The organism is Okeania sp. SIO2C9, from assembly GCF_010672455.1.
Classification (GTDB): domain Bacteria; phylum Cyanobacteriota; class Cyanobacteriia; order Cyanobacteriales; family Microcoleaceae; genus Okeania.
Genome location: NZ_JAAHGO010000015.1, coordinates 46,393 through 68,328, shown reverse-complemented (window position 1 = coordinate 68,328; position 21,936 = coordinate 46,393). Strand labels below are relative to the sequence as shown.

Below are 21,936 nucleotides of genomic sequence, written 5' to 3'. Positions count from 1 at the left end.
GTTATCAGTCAAAATTCAAGAATTAAAGGCCATATTTTATCAGCTCAAAACTTTGATGCTACATTAATTTCAGGCAATTATTTAATATTTAAACTCACATTCTGCACGTCAACTTGTAACATTCAAATAAGTGTCTCATAAGTTAAGCATTCTTTTTTCTCCCTTGGTATTAAACCCATAAATAGGGTTTGCTGAAAAAGTCTTTTAGTAGGGGTAGGAGACAGGATACAACCAACCCCTAACCCATCCCAGGAGGGGAAGACAGGAGACAGGAATAACGGGGAATGAGCGAGGAGGTAGGAGTAAGAATTGTACCTTGATTTTTCGGCCCAACTATTGCCTAAAATAAGCTCCTTTTTGAGCGTTTTAGACTGAAAACCAGGCATTTTTTTCGTCCAAAAAAAGACTAAAGTTTTTATATGTCAATGCTTTTAGATTTAATCAGCAACCCCTAAATAATCAAAAGATCGAATTAAAGAAATTTTTATTAATTTCTTGATATTTATTCTAGTTAATAAATCTCGAAATTCTACCTGATAAATAATTTTCTTAATCAGTCTGGTCGGCTGGTTCAACTGATGTTGTAAAATAACTGTCTATCCAATTCATCATCAAAACTAATAAACCCAACATACAAGCAGAATACATATCCCCACCCCATCCTTCATGTAACCAATGAAAAGCTTCATCTTGACCTGTACCATGAAAAATTGTTAGTATAGTATTTCTGATAATATTTGCAGTGACACTAACCACTGTTGCGCTAGAAAGTAAAAAAATTGTTTTAGCACGACTAGCGATGGCACCAGTCCAGTAAAGTAACATTAGTGAAACATAGAGACTGGTAAACAACATTTTTAAACCTGCACAATGAGGAGCAACTTCAACAATTCTGTCCCCTACATATAGATATATTTGTTCTACAACAACATCCATATCTAATTGTTTTAAAATAAAGCCAGCTACTGTAGCAATAAATTTTTGTAGAGGCAAGGCATAAGGTTCTATTAGATAAGGAATATGGTTAGGACTAGCAAGCAAAACGAAAATTAGTGGCATAACCATTAATTTGAATCCAGGAATTCCTTTAAACCAAAGACAAATTCCTGCTAGTATTAATGGAAAAGATAAGTTGATTAAGTCTGGTATACCACTTACATACCAAGCTCCTGCAAGTCCTAATAATACGGCTCCCAAAGGGTGAAAAATATTTGGTAATTGTTGCCATTTATGGCGATTATGCCAAACAATATAACCAGCAAAAGGTAGACCTATTATTCCATGACTAAAGTATTCATGTTCTATACTTATACTTTTATTTAGCCAGCCATCATACCAATAGATGATTAGAGGAATATACATCAGAAATACTAAGGCAGCGACCGCTATTGTGAGTATGTTCTGTTCAATAGCAATGGGAAATTTTTGGCGAGTTTGCATATTTTTTAGTTTTATTGATATTAATTCAAAAGATTAAAGTTTTAGACCGATATGAATCTTTGAAAGAAAACTTCACAAGTTTAACTAGCTTTCAGCTATTAGGTCGGGTTTAAATCCCCTTTTTAATTACATTTGTCTCGATTCCAGTATAAATCACTCGCTGTTTGCGTTAACGCAGCTCTTCTGGAAGAGGAAGTATGCCCTTAGGAAATACTAACTGCACCAATTGCTGTTTGCCGAGCATTCCATCAGGAAATACTTTTTAAATTTAATTTTTGGATAATTAATATTTGGAGATAGCAAAAAAAAGATGCTTCTCCTCTTATTATTTATTCTACTTTTCCCTCAATTTTATAGCTAAAATTAATTGTTTTTAGGTGATATTTTTCTGAGAAGACCCTGAATTTTAAAATCAATCAAATCAACAGTTATTAATTAACTATTTTACTAATTGTCTCAACAACTTGATTAATTTGTTCTTCACTAATTACAGGATACATAGGTAGGGACAAAATCTGTTTACTGAGAATTTCACTATTGGGAAAGTCTCCTTGTTTGTAGCCTAAATTTTGATAGGCTGGTTGCAGATGACAAGGTATAGGATAATGGATACCAACAGAAATACCTTCGGCTGTTAATTTCTCTTTTAGGGTATCGCGGTTAATGGGAGATTCGTCGGTGACTCGAATCACATATAAGTGATAAATATGCCCACTCCCACTCAAATTCTGTATGGGAATAATACCTTTTTCTTTCATTGGACTGAGAAGGCTATCATATTTTTGAGCTGCTTGGTTGCGATCGCTATTCCAGCTCTCTAAATAAGGAAGCTTGACATTTAGTACCGCAGCTTGTATTGTGTCTAACCTACTGTTAGTACCTACTTCCTCATGGACATATTTACGCGGTGCGCCATAATTACGGATACTTCGCATTTTATTTGCCACCACCGAATCGTTAGTAATAACCATTCCTCCATTACCAAAGCAACCTAAATTTTTACTTGGATAAAAGCTAAATGCAGCAGCTGTTCCTATGCTTCCAGCACGATATCCTTCTGTTTGTGCCAAATGAGCTTGGGCTGCATCTTCAAATATAATCAAATTGTTAGCTTGAGCAAAGTCTTGCAATTTACTAGGAGCTACCATTTGACCATAAAGATGTACTGGTAATATTACCTTAGTCTTGGAGGTGACGGCCTTTTGAGCTGCTTCTAAGTCAATTAAGGCATTGTCAAGATTACAGTCCACTAGAACGGGGATAGCACCAGCATGAAGTACCCCAATTAGTGTGGCGATAAATGTATTAGCAGGTAAAATTACTTCATCACCCGCACCAATACCACAAGCTTGAAGTCCTAGTGCAATAGCATCAGTGCCACAAGCAACTCCAATAGCATTTTTAACTCCACAAGCTTCTGCAAATGAATACTCAAATTTTTCTACTGCCTGACCAAGTATAAAGTCTCCTCTATCTAATACTGCCTGGATGGCATTTTCTAGCTCTGTTTTTAGTGGTTGATGTTGGAGCTTGAGGTCAACGAAAGGAATATTTTTTGCCATTATCTATAATAATGTTGATGACTAAAAATTTACTCAGATGTATTAGCTAACTGAAATATTGATTTACACTATTTCAAGTGTTTAGAGTAATAATTTATACACTAAACCTGACTATATTACCAAGTATAAGATAGCACAAATAACTTCTGAGAAAGAGCAAGATAGCCAATAATATTCAATAAATATTTTTATTATTGCTACAAATAATTAGGGTTCGCTGAAAAAATTGGTTGGTGGGGGTAGGACACGGGGACAGGGGGACGGGTCGATTTGTGGTTGAACAGGCAACGGTTTCGGCCATTTTATGTGAAGAAAATTTCTTGAATTTCAGCAGAAAATTTCAGTATTTTGAGGCAAATAAGAGCCATTAACGAAGTCAGAAGTCAGAAGTCAGAAGCGGTGCGACCCCGCGACGACGCCAGCTCGCTTGCGGAATGCGCACTCCTGTGAGTCAGAAGTTATTTTTGTAACGGGGATTTAAGCCCCGCTCCAAAAATATTGCGCCAATCAAGGCTGGGTTTTAGACCCATGTTATTTTGATAATTAGGAGATAAACTTAATATAAAAAGCTCCTAAGCTTTAGCTATCCTGACTTTTAGCTTTATTCAGCAAGCCATAATTAGGGTTTGCTGAAAAAGTATTGTAGTAGGGGTAGGAGACAGGGAAAACGCATCTAAATTCTGGAAGTTTCTACTGTTAAACTTTAGAGAGGTAATTAGTATAAATACTTATAAGCTTGACATCCTTGCCCTGTCAGAACTTCAAAATAAGATGCGTTTGCCCTGGGGTAGGAGACAGGAGACAGGAGACAGGAGACAGGAGACAGGAAACAGGAGACAGGAGACAGGAAACAGGAGACAGGAGACAGGAGACAGGAGACAGGAGACAGGAGACAGGAGACAGGAGACAACCCACCCCTCGCCCCTCCCCCTCCCAGGAGGGGAGAAATAGGAATGAGCGAGGAGGTAGGAGCTAAGTTTTGTCCCAAGATTGTTCTGCCATAGTCAGCCCAAAATACTAGCTTTTTGAGGGTTTTCAACTAAAACAGGCGCACTTTTTTCTACCATAAAAATGCTCAAACCTTTATATATCAATACTTTTATAATTGATCGGTAAGTCCTAATTATTGTTTATATAAGTGAAAATATTGTAATAAAAGCATTTGAATAATATTTATATGTATCATCTAATAATAGAAATTTAAAAATGTTACTATTATGCAATATGCAAAACTACATCGATTGACTTGGGTGGCCATTCTGTAGAGGTTTTCGTTTACTAGCTGCCTGTGGAAACTATGGTAAATAAAATATACCTAGAAAATTAAATAAAGTTATGGGTTTTGTGACACGGATATTTTTTAGGGTAGAAACTTGGCCGTGTCCTTCGGCAGTGGCCTTAATCCTAGAAAATTAGGTGACGGAGTATGGTCTGTTTCGCACAGCTTGGTTGTCGTGAAATCTAAATAGGAAGGTTTTGGCTCTCCTAATCTAAAGTGTAGAGTAGTGGGTCTAGCACTTAGCTATTTCCAAGTCTCTTCAAAATATCAGGCGATTAACCGTGGGGCAAACCGTTTAGCCTTAGAGAATATAAATGTCTAGTGTTAAGTTGGGAAAAAAAATAAATGGCTTCAGCTACAGATAATAAAGAAAAACAAAGAGCTTTAGATTCAGTTCTGAAAACTATAGAAAAAAGTTTTGGTAAAGGGTCAATTGTCCGTTTGGGAGATTCTACCCGGATGAAGGTAGAAACAATCCCTAGTGGTGCACTGACCTTAGACTTAGCATTGGGAGGTGGTTTACCCAAGGGTAGAATTATTGAAATATATGGCCCAGAAAGTTCGGGAAAAACTACCCTTGCTTTACACGCGATCGCCGAAATTCAGAAAACAGGAGGTATTGCAGCTTTTGTAGATGCGGAACACGCTCTTGACCCTACTTATGCTGCTGCATTAGGGGTAGATATTGAAAATTTATTGGTCTCCCAACCTGATACTGGGGAGATGGGTTTGGAGGTAGTGGATCACCTGGTTCGATCTGTAGCTGTTGATATTGTGGTTGTTGACTCGGTAGCAGCATTAGTTCCTAGAGCTGAAATTGAGGGGGACATGGGAGATTCTCACATGGGTCTTCAAGCTCGTTTAATGAGTCAAGCGTTACGGAAAATTACAGGTAATATTGGTAAGTCTGGTTGTACAGTTGTCTTTCTCAACCAACTTCGACAAAAAATAGGTGTTGTTTATGGTAATCCAGAAACTACTACTGGTGGTAATGCTCTTAAGTTTTATTCTTCGGTAAGACTTGATATTCGTCGTACACAAACTCTGAAAAAATCTTCAGAGGAATATGGTATTCATGTTAAGGTGAAGGTTGCTAAAAATAAGGTGGCTCCTCCATTCCGTATTGCTGAATTTGATATTATTTTTGGTAAAGGAATTTCTAGTGTTGGTTGTGTTATTGACTTAGCTGAAGAGACAGATGTCATTAAGCGTAAAGGTGCTTGGTATAGCTACGGAGGAAGTAATTTTGCTCAAGGTAGAGAAAAGGCGATCGCTTATATGGAAGAAAATCCTGATTTTGCCAAAAAAGTTGAAGATCAAGTTCGGGAAAAATTAAATCACGGTGCTTTGGTTTCTGCTAATTCTGTGGCACGACCTGATGAAATAGAAGAGGAAGAAGATGAAGAAGAAATTTTAGAAGAAGAGTAAGATCCATTAATGGATAATTGATAATTACCTCTGGTTAAAACCGTTACGGAATTGAATATAAGGAATATTTTCTTTTTTTTTATCCTTACAAGGGGAGACTTCAAACCAGAATTATTTAATTATTAATTATTCGGTAAATTTTAGCTTCTATTAATAATTTCATAGTTGCAGTTATTTTATTATTATTAATCTCAAGATTATGCAACTATGATTCTTTTGCTTTTTGCTAAATTTGTCAATAGTTATCTCAACGTTGGTTGAAGACCCGCGCTCTCCCGAAGGGGAGCTAGGGCATGTTTGCGCAGCATTCCGCAGGAAAAACCAATCAATTTTGCGGTTTTGTCAATAGTGTGTTAAACTTAGAATCTGCCTGCTGGGCTAGCAGTGTCAGTCTGTGGAGCGACTTTAAGACCGAAAAGAGGCTCGACCTTGGAGGCTGGTGCATTGAAGCAGAAAGGCCTAATAGCGCGATGGTTAGGAATCCCGCGCTGTCTCCTAGAGCAGCGTCGGGAGGATGTCAAAGATAGCAATAGTATAGATAGGGCGCAGACATAGAGTGATTACTGTAAACAGGGAAATGTTTTTCCTACTGTTCCCTATTCGCTATTCCCTCCTATTTACTTCTTTTGTAAAAAATCAAGTAACTCTCTATTCACTGTATGAGGTACTTCCTGCTGAATCCAGTGGCCACATTCAGGGATGACTTTTAACCAAAAAGGAGCTGCAATTAGTTTATCTAAACCTTCTGTAAGTTTTTGACTTAAAAAAGAATCTTCTTTTCCCCACAAAATTAAAGTAGGTGCTGTAATTAATGATGGTTTAGGATTAAAGTTTTTGAGCCAGTTTTGAGGTAAAAGAAATTGACGGTAGTGATTAATTGCTGATACCAGCGCTCCTGGTTTTTCCAGAGCTGCTTGATAAATTTGAGTAATTTCAGTACTAAAGACACTCTTACGAATAGCTTGTCCCTGAAAAACCCCTTTAATAAATTCTCTTAAATTTTGCTGAATCAGCCATTCTGGAATACCAGGAACTTGGAAAGCTAATATATACCAACTTCGTCGTAGTTGATCTATATTTCCTGTTATTTCTTGAATAAGTTTTTGTGGATGGGCCGCGTTCAAAATTGCCAGGCGGTTAAGATATTGAGGAAACTTTTGGGCAAGATGCCAGGCGATCGCTCCTCCCCAATCATGGCCTACAATATGTGCTTTAACATAACCCAAACGCTCAATTAGTCCTCGAATATCAGCAGCTAGGGTATCTAAGTCATAGCCGTTATCTGGTTTTTCGGAATCGTTGTACCCTCGTAAGTCTGGTACTACAACTTTATAATGGCGGGCCAATGCAGGGATTTGATAGCGCCAAGAATACCAAAACTCGGGGAACCCATGAAGGAGTATGACTAACTCTCCTTCACCTTGAGTAACATAATGTAGACGTACATTGTTGGTGTCTACGAAAAAATGTTGCCATTGAGACTCTAGAAGACTCATAGTTTGCAATCAACTCTCCTCTATTACCACCAGACTTATCTAATTTAGTAGTAGCTTTTGTCTGGCTAATGTTAAATTTTTGATTTATCTATTTCTAGATTAACATCTGTTCAAGCTAGATGTAGCGAAATACAACTTAAGTAGCTTTTCCTCTCTGAATTACAGATATTGTAAGTTGCTAATTTTTTACAAATTTCAGAACAATTTTCCCGATCTACTCAGACTTGATGGAATTGAAGAGAGATTTATATGAAATACTAAATTTGTTTCCATGATGTTTTTCCCCATTAAATCATAGATTATAACGGAGGCTTCAAAACTGAATTTGAAGTTTCTTGCTTTGGTTGCTGATTAACATTTTACGTCTCCACAAGCAGATCAAGATTAGCTGTTCCTCCCTTTATTAAGTTATCCATTACCAACATCTTCAAAGTATTAACAGAAAGTTTGACAAAATATACAAGTTATGTTATTCTTTTTTAGTAGGCTTTTCCAAAGAAAAGTGGGTTGAAAAATACATTTTTTTGAGAACTGTAGACAAGATTCTTACTCTCCAACTTCCCCATATTTCCCACAGGGTTTTCAGGAGTTCCGTATAAGGGATAGCTTTATCAGGGGGGGGATTAATGCTTTATTTAATATTTGTAATTTAGATTAAACTCTGCGTCATACCCACAAGGTTTAACGAAGGACATTATTGACACTCTCACCGTTAAATCAAATATAACGTGAGATTCTTGTGTTGCTGACGCAACGCTATGCGAAGACAGATTCTCAGGCTAGATAACAAATCAAACCAGTAGAGTTGCACCCCTGTCAGACTATCTCCACAAGCTTTCTTGCTCCGTCTTTACGCCCTCGGAAACCTCAGCGCAGGCGGTGCGCTTTTATTCAACCGTTTGCCCCATGGCTATTGATAAGATTATCACACCAAAAATGTGCGCGCTTATTGCTCAATTATTTTTCTGGTCGAAATTCATCTCACCGTTAAATCTGGCGATTATAACGGCTCGAGAGCTTTCAACATTTATGATAAACTAGATAACCTGGTTCAGACTTAAGTCTTCCTGGGGAAGTTGACTAGAGTTTGGACAGGGCTGAATCTGATTTTTCAGTAAATTAGCTAGCTCTTGTAACTGACTAATTGCTTCAGCTCCTTCTAATTTCATTAGTTCACGATCATCTCGCATCTCTGTCCAAGTAATACCATAATCTGACACTAGAAAGCGAATCAGGTGATTCTCTCCCAAGCTGACCATAAATGAGGCACTATTCATTTTACCTCCGCAGGTATAACAAGATGCCAAATATCCTCTATTCTCCAGCACAATTGCCAGAGCTTGCAAGTTCATTACTAGGTCTTGTACAAATTGACGATGTTGTTCTGCAAGTCTCAGAAACACTGTTATCCTCCTATCACCACACCCCTAAATTTTAGACTTTGTTAAGGTCTTATAAAAATTTGGTGTTTAGCTTTTGAACATTAAGTATATCCCTAATAATTTTTTTAGCAAATCTCTCGAGTAGCCCCTTTAATGCTAGATACTTGATTAGGTTAACTAAGTAGGATTTTTGAGCAAGGTATCAAGAGTAACATCCACCTATGCTCTATGTCTTTACTTTCAAAGACTCAAACACTAAATTTAGGTTCCAAAATTAGAGATTTGAGGAACTCAAACCAGAAAATTATACAAATAATTAATCATGGTTATAAGTTAAATAGTATCAAGATGCATTAAAGTAGCTGTAAGCAAGAGTTTTGAATGAGAACACAATTCAATCTAAACTTTTTTAGAGGTGAGTTGTTGATTTTTTATGGATATTAGATTGTATTTATATTTGGAAACTATATTTGGAAATTATTTATAGACAAAATACTGAAAATTGAATCAGGATTCACAACAATAAAATGTATTGGCTTATTTATTTTATTGATTGTAATAATTTCATTTTCCTAGAGTAAATTAAAATTCTACATAATAGAGTTTTTATACTGCCAGATCATCTTGAATATTGATTTTAATAAGTTGTTTTTGAAATCTATAAAATTTATCAAAAATCAAACTGTCACAAAATTATTCATAATTTAAAATTTTTTAGAACAGATTTTATCTAGTATTTGAAAAATGTCAAAAATTTGTATCAGGTTGAAATTGATTTAATCTTGATGCTAAATTAATACTCATTAATGTGTCAAATAAACATTTTAGAATATTTTACTCTGAGAATACCCTTATTAATGCTAATTAAAAATTAACTATTAGCTATTAAATTTTTCTAATTGTTATCTTAACTTCATAGATAAGGAATTATTGAATTTGCCACCATCCAAAAGCAGGACCAATAAATCTAACTGTTAACCAGCCAACAATCAGAAATCCAATACCAATCCATGCACCAGTTGAAGTCAACTGCATAAATTTCTCACTTTGACTTCTAGTAATTGGCAGCCAAGAAATAAAACGTGCTTCTTGGCCATACTGTTCTCCTAATGATTCTTTACGACGCTTTGCTTCGCCCATAATTATTTCAATAGTTATTTAAGTGATTTTAATTTATTTAGATCATAACAGTGAGGCTCCACAGGAATAAACTTTTTTTGTTAAATCTATTTAAGAAAGGATCAAAAAAGTTAACTTTAAGAATTAGTTCTTAATCAATTGGTTAATTTAGCTACTATTCAAAATATTGGAAGAAGATCAGCCTTATAACCCATCTTCCGCACTTCAATCTGTAGTATTAGATAAACATAGAGAGCGATCGCTAAATCCCTTTCTGAAATCCCCAGAAAGAATAGAAACAATGGCCATGTTAATAGGCTTATGTCTTTATAGTCTATTCTCTTGGGCAAAGAAAAATTCGTATCTCTTTAAAAGAAGCAAAAACTGGACTTAAAAATCAACTTGGAAAATTAACTTAACGTCCGACCTTGCGATGAATATTTCAATGCTTTCAGGAGATTCATGTAGTTATTTTACAGGGAATTAAACAAGTAGTTAGGGTTTGCGTATGGAAAGTCTTTTTGCTCTTTGTAGGAGACAGCTATACTGGAGACAGGAGACAGGAGAAATGGGAATGAGCGAAGAGGTAGTAGAAAGAATTGTCCCAAGATTGTTCTGCCTAACTATGCGCCTAAAATACGCTCCATGCATGAGCATAAAGAGCTGATTCCCAGGTACTTTTTTAGACCCCAAAAAAGCTAAAGTCTTTATATGTCAATGCTTTTAGATTTAATCAGCAAGCCCTAGTTAATCTCACGGCTGAGCGAAGATTGACTTTAAACTTTTTCCCAGCTTCTTGTCAAAATTATTATATTTTATCTCAACGTTGCTTGGAGACCCGCGCTCTCCCGCAGGGGAACGTCGTCCGCGAAAACCAATCAATGTTGCGGTTCTTAAAATAATATGCTATAATCAAAAAAATAACGCTGCTTGGATAGCAGTGTCTAGAGGAGCCGTCAGATTGACGACTTACTGTATATCGCGCCTTTAGAGCGAAAAGAGGTTCGGTATTGCAGGCCGGTGCGTTAGAAGGAGAAAGACCCTACCAGCGATGGAGTGGGAATTCCGCATTGTAGCGTAAGCGCAACGTCGGGAGGATTTCAATTCTGTTCTACCTGATTAAAGTATACATTTTCTACTCCCTTTTCTGAGTTCTCTTCAAAACAGGAAAACTACTGATAGTTGCCAAGTAGCAATACTTACCGATTATATACTCAAATATCGATATTCTGACTTCTGACTTCGTTAAGTTAACCATGTAGTATCTAAGTAATCAATCTTGGCAAAAGGACTAAGAGCTGCTAAAACTTGCTTGCCATAACTACGACGAATTACACGACTATCCAGCAAAGCAACAACACCTTGATACTCTCTAACAGAAGCAATAGAACGTTGCAATTCCTGTAATGCTTTTGGCAAAAGGTACAATCTAAACCAATCTAAACCCCGTTGCTTATAAAAATTTACTCGTCCAGATACCAAGGGATTTTCCAAAGATGGAAGCGGTAAAGTGGCAATTATCAATAATTTAGGTGCTTTTAATTCCCTTTGATGCTTATGCCAAAATTCCCAACCAGTAATCAAAATGCCTTGTACTCCAGGAGAAGTAGTTTCCACTTGAACTCGGGAACCAAATTCAGAGGCCAAAATAGCACCCACTTGAGCTTTAAGTGGTACATCTCCGATGACAATCGCTATTAATCCATCAACAGCACTAGAACTGATATACAATAAAGTCCTAATTTCTTGAATTAATGCTTCCTGAAATTTAGGTGTATTTGGCATGGGCAGGCCATTGGGCAAATATAATTGAATCATCTCATTGCGACGATCAGGAGAAAATTTAACGCAGGTCAAGTCCCCTAACCCCATCATCTTTCTATAGGTAGAAGCTTTGGCCTCTAAATCTAATGCTCCTCCAATAATTACTACAGTTTGTTGAGTCCATATATTATTAAGAGCTTCAGATAAATCACAAGGAGTACAGTATAAAGAAAACGATCCTCTCTGGCGATGAATTTCTGCCCATCTTAGTTGTCCATCGCTTTGCCACTTAAACCAAAAATCCTTATTCAAATTATTACGATGTAATTCCTTGTTTGTTGGAGTCAATGACAAACGCTCGATTAGATTTTGTAAAATCTGCTCCTCATCTTGTTCAATTAAGTAGCAACTGTAGGGGTTTGCTGGATGTTGGAAGAGCGATCGTGTTAAATTTATCCTAGCTTCACGAATAAAGTCAGCTCGATCAGAGTAAACTTGCATCAGTTGATTCCAGTCAGCAGATAAAAAACTGGTAGTTAAATAATTTTGAACCCAAGCTTCTAGATCGTCTGCCCAATCTATAATTGTGGGAATACCTAGAGAAAACTGCTCATTTTCCCATTGGTTTATTAACCAAGCTTCAGGAGTTATCAGGAGTAGTCCATTAAAATCGGAGTCTTGTTGTGGATAGGTTTGGATTGCTTTATTGGGCAGTGATAAGCTACTGTATAAATTACTTGCAAGCAACTTAGGAATTTCTACCTTAAGTAAATGTTCCTGTACTGACTGAGGAGCAACTAATATTGTTTTTTGAGGCCACATTAAAATTGGTACTAGGTAGCTTAACTGATATTGTTGATTATGACTACCTGGCGGAGACCCTGTTTGAATCAAAGCACTACGTCCCAGTCGCAAGGCCCTCGCTACTAAACGTGCCATCGTCAAATTATGAGGCCAGTGAGGTTCATTTTGCGATCGCAGAAAATTAAGCAGGGATCTATGGACTTCTACTTCGATCACAAACTTTAACCCAAATAATAAAAGCTGTTGATAAAATCAACCACCTTATTTTCAGGAGGCAAAGCAAATGTTTGCTCTCTTAGATTTTGACAGTTTTTTTTATCAAAGTCTGGATTACTACTTAATACTAAACCCTGACCGCTGGAATTATTTAAAATCAACTGAGTAGGACTGGAAAAAAAAGCAATTTTGCCTCTAACAGAGTCGATAATTGTTTGAATTCGCTGATTTTTTTTGACAAGCTGTTCCATTTTTATTTCTAATTCTAATATTTTGGTATTCATTTCTTGTAAAGGAATATTTTTAACAATTTCTATCACATTAGTTTGAGCTTTTTTAGCATCAGCGAAAGGAAAAATCACAATAAATGCTAGCATAAATAAGAGTTCATCACTGTCTGCTCTAAAATTCAAAATAGTTTTTCGGTAGCTAACTTCAATACTAGGAGGACGAGTAACACAATCATAATCCTTGCCCAAATGATAGTAAGTTGTAGCGAGAGCTACATTAGCTTTGAGGTCTAAAGGTGAATCAACAATAATTTGAACAGTTGGAGATTGTTGGCTAAAAAATCTTTTAGATTCTGCTGATGATTTAAAATAATATACTTGGCTATTATCTCCGTTGGGGCTAGTATCAATCCATTCACAAACAATTTCATCAGCTTTAATATTTAATCTAGGAACTTCATAAAGTTTTGCTCCAGTCAAAATTGCCCCTGATAAATCTACTCCCACTAAATCAGCTCTAATCAAATTGGCTTCAGTTAAATCAGCATGAACTAAACTAGCATTAGTTAATTTTGTATTAGTTAAATTTGCTTTATGAAGATTGGCCCCACTCAGCTTAACATTACTCAGGTTAGCATTAGTTAAGTCAGCTCCATTAAGAGTAGCCCATCTCAGATTAGCTCCATTAAACTTAGCATTCCGGAGATTAGCCATACTTAAGTTAGCCTGTCTTAATTCAGCATTGGTCAGATCTGCTCCTTGTAAATCTGCTTTTGTTAGATCGGCACTATGGAGAATAGCTTGTTCTAGATAAGTTCCTTGTATTGTGGCCACTCTAAGATTTGCACCGCTAAGGTTAGCTTGCTTAAAGTTTGCTTCTGTTAGGATAGCTTCTCTCATATCAGCACCGCTGAGATTAGCTCTGTTGAGATTAGCTAGAGTCATATCTACTCTGACTAATTCTCCTCTAACTAATGTAGCTCGAACTAATGTAGCTTCCCTCAGATTAGTTCGGACTAGATTGGCCACATTTAAAGTAGCTTGGTTCAATATTGCCCTGTTGAGATTGGCATTGCTAAGGCGAGCTACATTAAGATTAGCTTTACTGAAATTTGATTCACTAAGATTAGCACCACTAAGATTAGAGACAAATAGGGTAGCATTACTGAAATTACTTTGACTTAAGTTCATCTTACTGAGATTAACTTCTGTCAGGTTTATAGCAGTAAAATTTCTTTCCCCTTGTGCATATCTTTTGACTAATTCAAATCTTCTGAATATTTCTTCTGGCATCTGTTGTTGATTAAGTCAAGTTGACTAAATATATTTTTCTACTGAATTTTAATATGATTTTTTTATCTAAATTAGTTATTTGTACAAAACAAAAGTAGGTAATTTAATCAAGTTAACTGTTAAACTTGAAGTCAATATTAATTTTCTGGATATAGTAGTCTTAAATTATTTGTAAAAAATCCAGGAATAGAAAATAAATCGAACAGTCTTTTCCCTAATTCCAAAATATTTTATGCAAAATTCAAATTAACACTGCTACATTAATCATAAAGATACAAAAGATTTCATCTAAGTGAGGTACACCAGTGGCGGGCAAGATATCCGACCACAAAACTTTTATTTTTATTGTTAATTTTTGTACTTCATATACTTGTAATTTACTGTATTTATCTTGCTTTAACTTTTAAGATAAATTTGGTGTCTAGTTTTTTTTAACTCTATCATGTTATAGATTTTTGCAATTAGGTGAAGTACAAAATTCAAGATGTTAGGGAATAGGGAAAAATTATAAATCTCTGTTATAAAACAGCGTTTTCTATGACAAAGTTTGCAGTCAATATAGAGCCATTGTATTATATACAAGTTTTCTATTGTGCTAATATAACAAATATTTTATTCTGTTATCGGTGGTATTAATTAAAGTATAACAAATCGCTCTTAAGAATAAAAATTTGATATTTGAGATAATAATTATCAACAATAATTTTGCATTAGTAAACTAATATTTAAAATTATGAAAACCATCCAGGAAATTCATAATTGTATTTATAGAATATGACTCTGCTTGAGGCACTTGAATGATAGTTTCTACTTCACTATTTTTACTAACTTTATTAATTATTCGCTTACCGAATGTAGGATGATGATAAACATTAAAATTTTGATCGCTTGAATTAACAAGAGTTATTTTTGTTGGTGTCTGAAAAAACTTAATTCCGTTGCAAAATCTCAGTAATTCCTTGTCTTTATTAATTTGATTAATTTTTTTAATAGATTGGTTGAAAACTGTAGTTAGCTGCTGAATTTTTTTAGCCGTTCTAGGAGTTAAATAGTTTGCATCTTGAGAGTCAAGCATTTCCATAATATTGCTAATTTTTTCTTGAGTCTTAGCAGCATCATTAAAAGCGATAATAGCAGCATAAGCAGTAGCAAATAGTTTCTTGTCGCTTTTCATTTGAAACGAGATTATTGTTCGACAAGAGTTAATTTGTATAGAAGGTGGTTGATTTAGCTCTGGTAAATACTTACTAATTTGATAATATGTTGCTGCTAGAGCATAATGACCAGAGCTATCTAAGGGAGCATCAACAATAATTTTTACTTTAGGAAGAGTCTCGTGAAAGAAACTTGTTATTTTTTCAGCATTGAGATAATGGACTTTACTTCGATCTCCATTAGAACTCAAATCAAACCATTCACAAATTGCCGCTTCTGTTTTAATTCCTAAGCGAGAAGCACCATAAATTTTTGCACCTGTTAAAGTTGCACCTGTTAAATCTGCTCCAATCCAATCTACTTCAATTAAACAAGCATTTGATAAATCAGCATGAACTAAGCTAGTATTTAAAAGATTAGCCTGGGACAAGTCAGCTCTACTTAGGTCAGCACCACTAAGCTTGGCATCACTAAGATTAGCCCACTTTAGGTTGGCCCCAATCAGACTAGCCCAACGTAAATTAGCCCCACTTAAATCAGCTCCACTCAAGTTAGCACCAGTAAGATTCGTTTGTCTGAGTTCAGCACCACTAAGGTCAGCACCACTAAGATCAGCGCCACTAAGATCTACTCCTTGCAAGTTAGTTTCTATTAAATTAGCTCCTGTTAGAGAAGCAAAGCGTAGGTTCGCTCCCTTTAAGTTGGCACCACTAAGATTCGTTTTTCTGAGGGTAGCTTCTATCAGACTTGCTCCACTTAAGTCGGCAAAAGAGAGATTCGCCTCACTTAATTCTGCCCTAATCAGCTCTGCTCTAATCAATTTAGCAGCAACTAATTGAGCTTTTTTGAGATTAACTAAAACTAGATTAGCTACATTAAGATCGGCATCATTTAAGTTAGTGCCACTAAGATGAGCGCCGTTAAGTTTAGTAATATTAAGTTTAGCTTTACTGAGATTAGCATCAGTTAAATTTGCCCCACTGAGGTTGGCAACGCTGAGATTGACTCCGCTAAGATTTGCACCACTGAGATTAATACCACTAAGATTGGCCTCAAAAAGATTGAAGTCAGTAAAGTCTCTTTCACCAGTGGCATATTTTTTTTGAAGTTCTTCGATTATCATTAGGGCGCACCCTGGTATAATCCCCATTTCATTATGATTAATATAGGTATTGTCGGATTAGGTTTAATCGGTGGCTCAATTGGATTAGATTTAAGAACCCTTGGTTATCGTGTTCTTGGGGTATCTCATCGAGAACAAACTTGTCAAAAGGCACTCGCTCTTGGGGCTGTTGATGAGGCCAGTTTGGATCTATCTTTACTATCTATTGCTGATGTAATATTTATTTGTACTCCCATAGCCGTTATTTTTCCTACTTTAGAAGAGCTGATTCCAATTCTTTCTCCCACTACAATTTTAACCGATGTCGGTTCGGTTAAGGCACCTATCGTGGAAGCGGTTTCCCACACCTGGCCTAATTTTGTAGGTGGACACCCTATGGCGGGCAAAGCAGAAAATGGAATTGAAGTGGCTCAGTTGGGTTTATTTCAAAATAGACCTTATGTGCTGACCCCTACGGAAAATACTCCCCTAGAGTCTGTGGAGAAAATTAAGGCAATAGCTAAGTCGCTCAAGAGTCAAATTTACTTTTGTGACCCTTATGAACATGATCGAGCTGTTGCTTGGATTTCTCATTTGCCTGTTATGGCCAGTGCAAGTTTGATTCTTGCTTGTATGAGCGAGACTAATCCTACAGTTTTCAAGTTAACACAAGATTTGGCTAGTTCTGGCTTCCGTGATACTAGTCGTGTGGGAGGAGGTAATCCTGAATTAGGACTAATGATGGCCAAATATAATCGTGGAGAGGTGTTACGATCACTCTATTCTTTTCGTGAACAAATTGACCAGTTTATTCAACAAATTGAACAAGAAGATTGGCAGATTCTGGAAGAAAAGTTAAGGTATACAGAGCAAAATAGAAAACTCTTTTTACAGCATGAAATTTGAGATTTTTCAGTTTTTATTTTCATACCTTGATTCAGCAACGCCAAATTCTGAATAGTAGCGGAGGTAATTAACAGTATTTTTGACAAAACCTGCTATGGGGACAGCAATTAATAAACCCAAAATTCCCCATACTTGTGCCCCTACTAATAAACTGACTAAAATCCAGACAGGATTAAGACCAGTGAAGCCTCCTAATATTCTAGGAGCAACAAAGTTTTCAATTGCTTGCTCTATTAAAACTATCACTATTAAAACCTTTATACCTAGCCAAAAATCTTCTAAAGTTATTAATAAACTTACGAGAGTTACACCTAAAGCTGTACCAAAAGGAATTAAAGTCATTAAACCAATTCCTATGCCAAATAATAAACCAAAAGGAGCTCCTAAAAATAATAAACCTATGGTCATAGCTACACCCATTAAACAAGCTAATGTAGCCTGGCCAATAAAGTAATTTTGAAAGTTTTGTCTTAATGATTTGCGTACATGAATCTCTAGGTGATTAGGCAACCAATTAAATATCCCATCCCATAAGCGATCGCCATGCAACATTAGGTAAAAAGTGATAATGATGGTGATTAAAATGTCAAAAATTCTACCTAATGCATTAACAATAAAACTAATAATATCTCCTGTAATATCTTGCAATTGAGAAGATAAACTTTCTGCCAATTGATTTGTCCAAAGGGTTAAATTAATCGGTAATTTATGTTTATCTGCCCATTGGTCAAATGATTCTAATTGTTGATTTCCTGATGCGAGCCAACTAGGAAATTTTTCAATAAATCCGGTAAGTTGTTCTAATAGTAAAGGAATTAGAATAACTCCCAAAACTAATATAATTACTAATGCTATTAAGAATACTAAAATAACTGCTCTGGGGCGTTTAACTTTATGTTTCTCTAAAAAAAGCACTGGATAATCTAACAAAAATGAGAGTAAGGTTGCAGAGACAGCTATTGTAATTATTCGACCAAAATATTGAAATATTTGAAGTAAAGCCCAACCATTTATGACAATTATTGGTAATGCTAAGAACCAAAATAATCTTTTATTTAGTAAGTTCAGCATAATTTTTAGTTATTTCTTTTCCATAGATTAATAGATTAACTTAAAAATCATGTTTTTTTGGGTAAAAGGTGTTGATCTTTAATTATCAAATCAATGATATAGCGGTTCTCATATTCATCAGGTACCGCATTTTTTTCTCTTCCTTATTCCCTATTCCCTCAAATCGAAAACTGGGTGCATCTCAATGCGTGAATAAAGCCAAAAATTTATCATTTTTAGGGAACAGGGAACAGGGAACAGGGAACAGGGAACAGAGAATATATAGGAAAAAAGTATTTTTGCAAATATGAGATGCACCCCGAAAACTTACGACCAAGAGAAGAAATAATATTTCCTTATATTCAATTCCGTAACGGTTTTAACTAGAGGTAATTGTTAATTAGGGTTTGCGCTCATAAAGTCTTTTTGCTCTTTGTAGGAGACAGGAGACAGGAGAAATGGGAATGAGCGAAGAGGTAGTAGAAAGAATTGTAAGAATGATTTTTCTGCCTAACTATGCGCCTAAAATACGCTCCATGCATGAGCATGAAGAGCTGAAACAGGCGTACTTTTTTCGACACCAAAAAAGCTAAAGTCTTTATATGTCAATGCTTTTAGATTTAATCAGCAAGCCCTAATTATTAATTATTAATTATTAATTATTAATTTTTGAAATAGCTTTACAGGTGCAGTATTTCTAGAAGAAGATAATACAACTAATTCAATAATTTGTATAAGTAAATAACCTGGAATAATTACGCCAGAAATAGTACTGAGAGGAAAAAAACTTATATGTAGCAATAATTCATCTGCTACTTAAAATTAGTAGGGAGTGGTGCATAACTCCCTACTTAATTAACTTAGCTAACTCTTTTGCAACTCATCTAAATCAGCCAAAACTTCTTGACTATGAATAGGTGGTCTAACCCCTAGAAAAATCTCCTGCAACATCCCATCTGGATCGATAATAAAAGTATGTCGCATCGAGAAAAAATTCATCCATGAACCGTAAGCTTTGTTAAACTAAGCCAGGTAAGTTACCCTACCCGACTCGTCTTCAGAACCGGACGTGAGACTTTCACCTCATCACGGCTCCTCTCTTAGCCGTCCCTTTTCATGGGTACATCCCTGCCTTAATATCAACATATCGTCAACCCATAAATAACCTTCAGGTAAGTCCTGTGACTTTGTTTTTTGATATGTCTTTTTATCTAAGGCAGTTTTAGTATCGTGGCAATGTCGGTGCAACAGTTGTTTATTTTTATATGTGTTGTCACCACCTTCAGACCTTGGTTTTATATGGTCAACTTCAATTAGGTCGTTTGGTCTAAAGGTTAGTCCACAGGATGCGCATTTATTCTTTTGCCGTTTTAACAGCGCTGTGACTTCTTTCCTTACGCCTGGATGTTTTCCGATTCTGCTGCTCCAATAAGTCCAGTCACCGTCATAGGGTGATTTATTATCTTTTACTTTAATATGCCGTATAATAGGTACATCAAAGTGCAGATTTAGTATATATTCGCCTTCGTTAAGTACCCAATTTCTGGTTCCTTTTACGCTGGGGAAATACTTTTTCTTAACCCAAGTGGCTGACTTATTCGGATGCCTCCTACTTGCCCATCTCCATAGCCTTTTCCACAGGAGGTCATCAATTTTTTTGAATATCTCCTTACTGACTACGGCTGAAAAGTAGTTAGCCCATCCTCTTATTACCGGATTTAATTTAGCTATTAGAGCTTTAGTAGGGGCAGTTTTGTGAGAATTACATATATCTGCCAGTTTCCGGTAGTGAGTTTTGATACTCTTAGAGGACGGTTTTATCAGCGTTTTAAATCCTTGTTTAGTTGACTTAACCTTCCATTGCCTAATTGTAAAACCTAGAAAATCAAATCCAGGTTGATTCCCTTCATATTCTTCCAGGGTATGGGCAATTTTGGTTTTTCCTGGTTTTAGTTCTAGTCCTACCTGGTTTAACCATTCCTGTATTACGGCTTTTGCTTGCAGGACTACTTTGATATCTTCGTGTAGGATAACGAAGTCGTCAGCATAGCGTATTAGGGAGAGACTTTGACGTTTGTATTTCTTTGCCATTGCTCTTCCATTAGGATGTCTAATCGGGAGTTTTTCGGCAAATTCCATTAGTCTTTCTTCCATTCCGTGCAGGGCGATGTTTGCTAGTAGGGGGCTGATTACCCCTCCCTGTGGTGTACCTTCCACAGATTTTAGGAATTGTTTATTATCAAACACTCCAGACTTTAACCATTGTTTGATTAATCGTCTGTATGGTGAATGACCTAATTTCCTCAGCAGTGCATCATGGTTAATTTGATCAAAGCATTTGGATATATCAGCATCTAGAACATATTTTGGTTTATGGTTAATGCTTATATAGATAGCTTCTATGGCATCATGTGTTGACCACCGGAAAAGACCATAGCTATTAGGTTCAAAGCGTGCTTCCCACTCTGGTTCCATACCTAATTTCACCAGGGCTTGTAACGCGCGGTCGTACATCGTTGGGATGCCTAGAGGACGTTGTCTTGAGTGCGTCTTACATTCTGAGGAGACCTCATCAATTAGCACTCGCTTTTCATCTTTAGCTGGTTTTGGTATATAGACTCTGCGAGTGGGACTTGCTTTGATGTGGCGTGATGCGAGTAGGTTCACCAAGTTGAATCGCTGCATTGGAGATAGATTTTTTATACCATCTACTCCAGCAGTTTTCCGTCCTTGGTTATCCTGTGTCACGCGCCTAACAGCTAGCAACCTAGCGTAATAACTTTTGGTCAGAAGTTTTTGGTATCTGTGCATCTTGCGGAATTCGCCACTCATGGATGCTCTGTAAATCAATTTTTGTAATTTGAACACAGATTTCTCTACTTTCTTCCAATTAATATCCTTCCATTGAAGGTTGGGATTAATTGAAACTTGTGAAGGTATATCCTCTGTATCCCATGCTACGCTTAAAAGTGGCTTAGGATTTCCTAACTTTCTTTTTAGAGTCTGAGCTTTATTCATTACTATTCATTGCCTTACATTACGTCTAACAGTGGATAAGTCTGCATTACTGCTTTTTACCCAATCCTACTCTCCCTAAAACCTGCAACCCGAGGTGCAGATTGACCTTGAATGGCTTCCTAAGATTTCGACCTATATTCTTAGGTGTCAAAGAGAGGTTTCCTCGTTCCCTTATTCCTTTTTACGGCTGATTTAGTAGGGTAAAATCTCCCGGAGGGTTCGGTATGGTTGTCGATAATCCCGTAAGTATAGAATTATCCATAGACCCTCTGACTTTCGTCCTACATCCCATAGCTACCTTTGAGATGGTTCGGAATAACGAGAGTTTGATTACCTTCCTGTTCGTCCACTTGTCAGCCTTTGCTTGCGGTATCGTTCCTGGTAACTGGTATTTTCCCGCTTTTAGGCCAGCTTCACCAGTTTGATGTTCAGTCTCACCAGTGTGGCCTATGCTTTCTACCTAGACAACGAGGCGGTGGAATTTCACCACTAAGGAAATAAGAGTTTTCCGATGGCCAAATATTTAACCTCCTTTAAGATTAGCCATGGAAGGCTAGATATGTCTGCTTTTCGGCAGTTTGACTAACCAACGAGTCGCACACTAACACTTCCATCCGTATCAGCTAACAACGGAAATTTTAATCCTTCAGAATCACAAAATTCAGCATGGGAGTTAAACTAAGCCAGGTAAG

General features: G+C 36.4%; 13 protein-coding genes and 3 pseudogenes. 4 read left to right on the top strand and 12 right to left on the bottom strand.

Translation table 11 applies throughout. From position 1 onward, the window contains the following. Positions 1 to 549: 549 nt before the first annotated feature. The gene (gene crtB / locus F6K23_RS14635) at positions 550 to 1,440 is read right to left on the bottom strand and encodes a cyanoexosortase B (RefSeq protein WP_293156534.1); all 891 of its coding nucleotides are present in this window, start codon (positions 1,438 to 1,440) and stop codon (positions 550 to 552) included. A gap of 431 nt (positions 1,441 to 1,871) precedes the next feature. Continuing rightward, positions 1,872 to 3,002, bottom strand: coding sequence for a DegT/DnrJ/EryC1/StrS aminotransferase family protein (locus F6K23_RS14630; RefSeq protein WP_293156533.1), 1,131 nt, complete (start codon positions 3,000 to 3,002; stop codon positions 1,872 to 1,874). A gap of 1,624 nt (positions 3,003 to 4,626) precedes the next feature. On the opposite strand from F6K23_RS14630, the gene recA reads away from it, so the two are divergent. Next, positions 4,627 to 5,709: a recombinase RecA gene (gene recA, locus F6K23_RS14625; protein WP_293156531.1), complete on the top strand. Its 1,083-nt coding sequence runs from the start codon at positions 4,627 to 4,629 to the stop codon at positions 5,707 to 5,709. A 617-nt stretch (positions 5,710 to 6,326) separates the two neighbouring features. Here the strand turns inward: recA and F6K23_RS14620 are convergent. From F6K23_RS14620 to F6K23_RS14610, 3 genes are all read right to left on the bottom strand, one after another. Further along, positions 6,327 to 7,205, bottom strand: a complete 879-nt coding sequence (locus F6K23_RS14620) for an alpha/beta fold hydrolase (RefSeq protein WP_293156529.1) — start codon at positions 7,203 to 7,205, stop codon at positions 6,327 to 6,329. Positions 7,206 to 8,242: 1,037 nt separating this feature from the next. Further along, a complete protein-coding gene (locus tag F6K23_RS14615) occupies positions 8,243 to 8,608 on the bottom strand; it encodes a DUF1815 family protein (RefSeq protein ID WP_124144568.1) in 366 nt (121 codons plus the stop codon). A 906-nt stretch (positions 8,609 to 9,514) separates the two neighbouring features. Next, the gene (locus F6K23_RS14610) at positions 9,515 to 9,727 is read right to left on the bottom strand and encodes a DUF2839 domain-containing protein (protein ID WP_293156526.1); all 213 of its coding nucleotides are present in this window, start codon (positions 9,725 to 9,727) and stop codon (positions 9,515 to 9,517) included. A 250-nt stretch (positions 9,728 to 9,977) separates the two neighbouring features. Between F6K23_RS14610 and F6K23_RS14605 the strand changes: the two are divergent. Then, positions 9,978 to 10,140: pseudogene (locus F6K23_RS14605) on the top strand (IS1634 family transposase); the annotation flags it as partial. An 811-nt stretch (positions 10,141 to 10,951) separates the two neighbouring features. Here the strand turns inward: F6K23_RS14605 and F6K23_RS14600 are convergent. The 3 genes from F6K23_RS14600 to F6K23_RS14590 form a co-directional block, all read right to left on the bottom strand. Beyond that, a complete protein-coding gene (locus F6K23_RS14600) occupies positions 10,952 to 12,490 on the bottom strand; it encodes a helicase C-terminal domain-containing protein (protein ID WP_293156524.1) in 1,539 nt (512 codons plus the stop codon). A gap of 5 nt (positions 12,491 to 12,495) precedes the next feature. Continuing rightward, complete coding sequence (locus F6K23_RS14595) at positions 12,496 to 14,013, bottom strand: pentapeptide repeat-containing protein (RefSeq protein ID WP_293156522.1); 1,518 nt, start codon at positions 14,011 to 14,013, stop codon at positions 12,496 to 12,498. A 718-nt stretch (positions 14,014 to 14,731) separates the two neighbouring features. Next, the gene (locus F6K23_RS14590) at positions 14,732 to 16,291 is read right to left on the bottom strand and encodes a pentapeptide repeat-containing protein (protein WP_293156520.1); all 1,560 of its coding nucleotides are present in this window, start codon (positions 16,289 to 16,291) and stop codon (positions 14,732 to 14,734) included. 36 nt (positions 16,292 to 16,327) lie between these two features. On the opposite strand from F6K23_RS14590, the gene F6K23_RS14585 reads away from it, so the two are divergent. Further along, positions 16,328 to 17,176 (top strand): prephenate/arogenate dehydrogenase, encoded by an 849-nt coding sequence (locus F6K23_RS14585; RefSeq protein WP_293156765.1) that lies wholly within the window; start codon positions 16,328 to 16,330, stop codon positions 17,174 to 17,176. Between the two features lie 6 nt (positions 17,177 to 17,182). Here F6K23_RS14585 and F6K23_RS14580 read toward each other — a convergent pair whose 3' ends face one another. The 3 genes and pseudogenes from F6K23_RS14580 to F6K23_RS14570 all read right to left on the bottom strand — a co-directional run bounded on the left by F6K23_RS14580 (position 17,183) and on the right by F6K23_RS14570 (position 21,244). Further along, positions 17,183 to 18,247 (bottom strand): AI-2E family transporter, encoded by a 1,065-nt coding sequence (locus tag F6K23_RS14580; RefSeq protein WP_293156518.1) that lies wholly within the window; start codon positions 18,245 to 18,247, stop codon positions 17,183 to 17,185. A gap of 843 nt (positions 18,248 to 19,090) precedes the next feature. Next, positions 19,091 to 19,246 (bottom strand): annotated as a pseudogene (locus F6K23_RS14575) (peroxiredoxin); the annotation flags it as partial. Positions 19,247 to 19,312: 66 nt separating this feature from the next. Further along, positions 19,313 to 21,244, bottom strand: a complete 1,932-nt coding sequence (locus tag F6K23_RS14570; protein ID WP_293156516.1) for a group II intron reverse transcriptase/maturase — start codon at positions 21,242 to 21,244, stop codon at positions 19,313 to 19,315. A 224-nt stretch (positions 21,245 to 21,468) separates the two neighbouring features. Between F6K23_RS14570 and F6K23_RS14565 the strand changes: the two genes are divergently transcribed. Continuing rightward, positions 21,469 to 21,669 (top strand): hypothetical protein, encoded by a 201-nt coding sequence (locus F6K23_RS14565; protein WP_293156514.1) that lies wholly within the window; start codon positions 21,469 to 21,471, stop codon positions 21,667 to 21,669. A 175-nt stretch (positions 21,670 to 21,844) separates the two neighbouring features. Here F6K23_RS14565 and F6K23_RS14560 read toward each other — a convergent pair. Further along, a pseudogene (locus tag F6K23_RS14560) lies at positions 21,845 to 21,919 on the bottom strand (peroxiredoxin); the annotation flags it as partial. Positions 21,920 to 21,936: the final 17 nt, after the last annotated feature.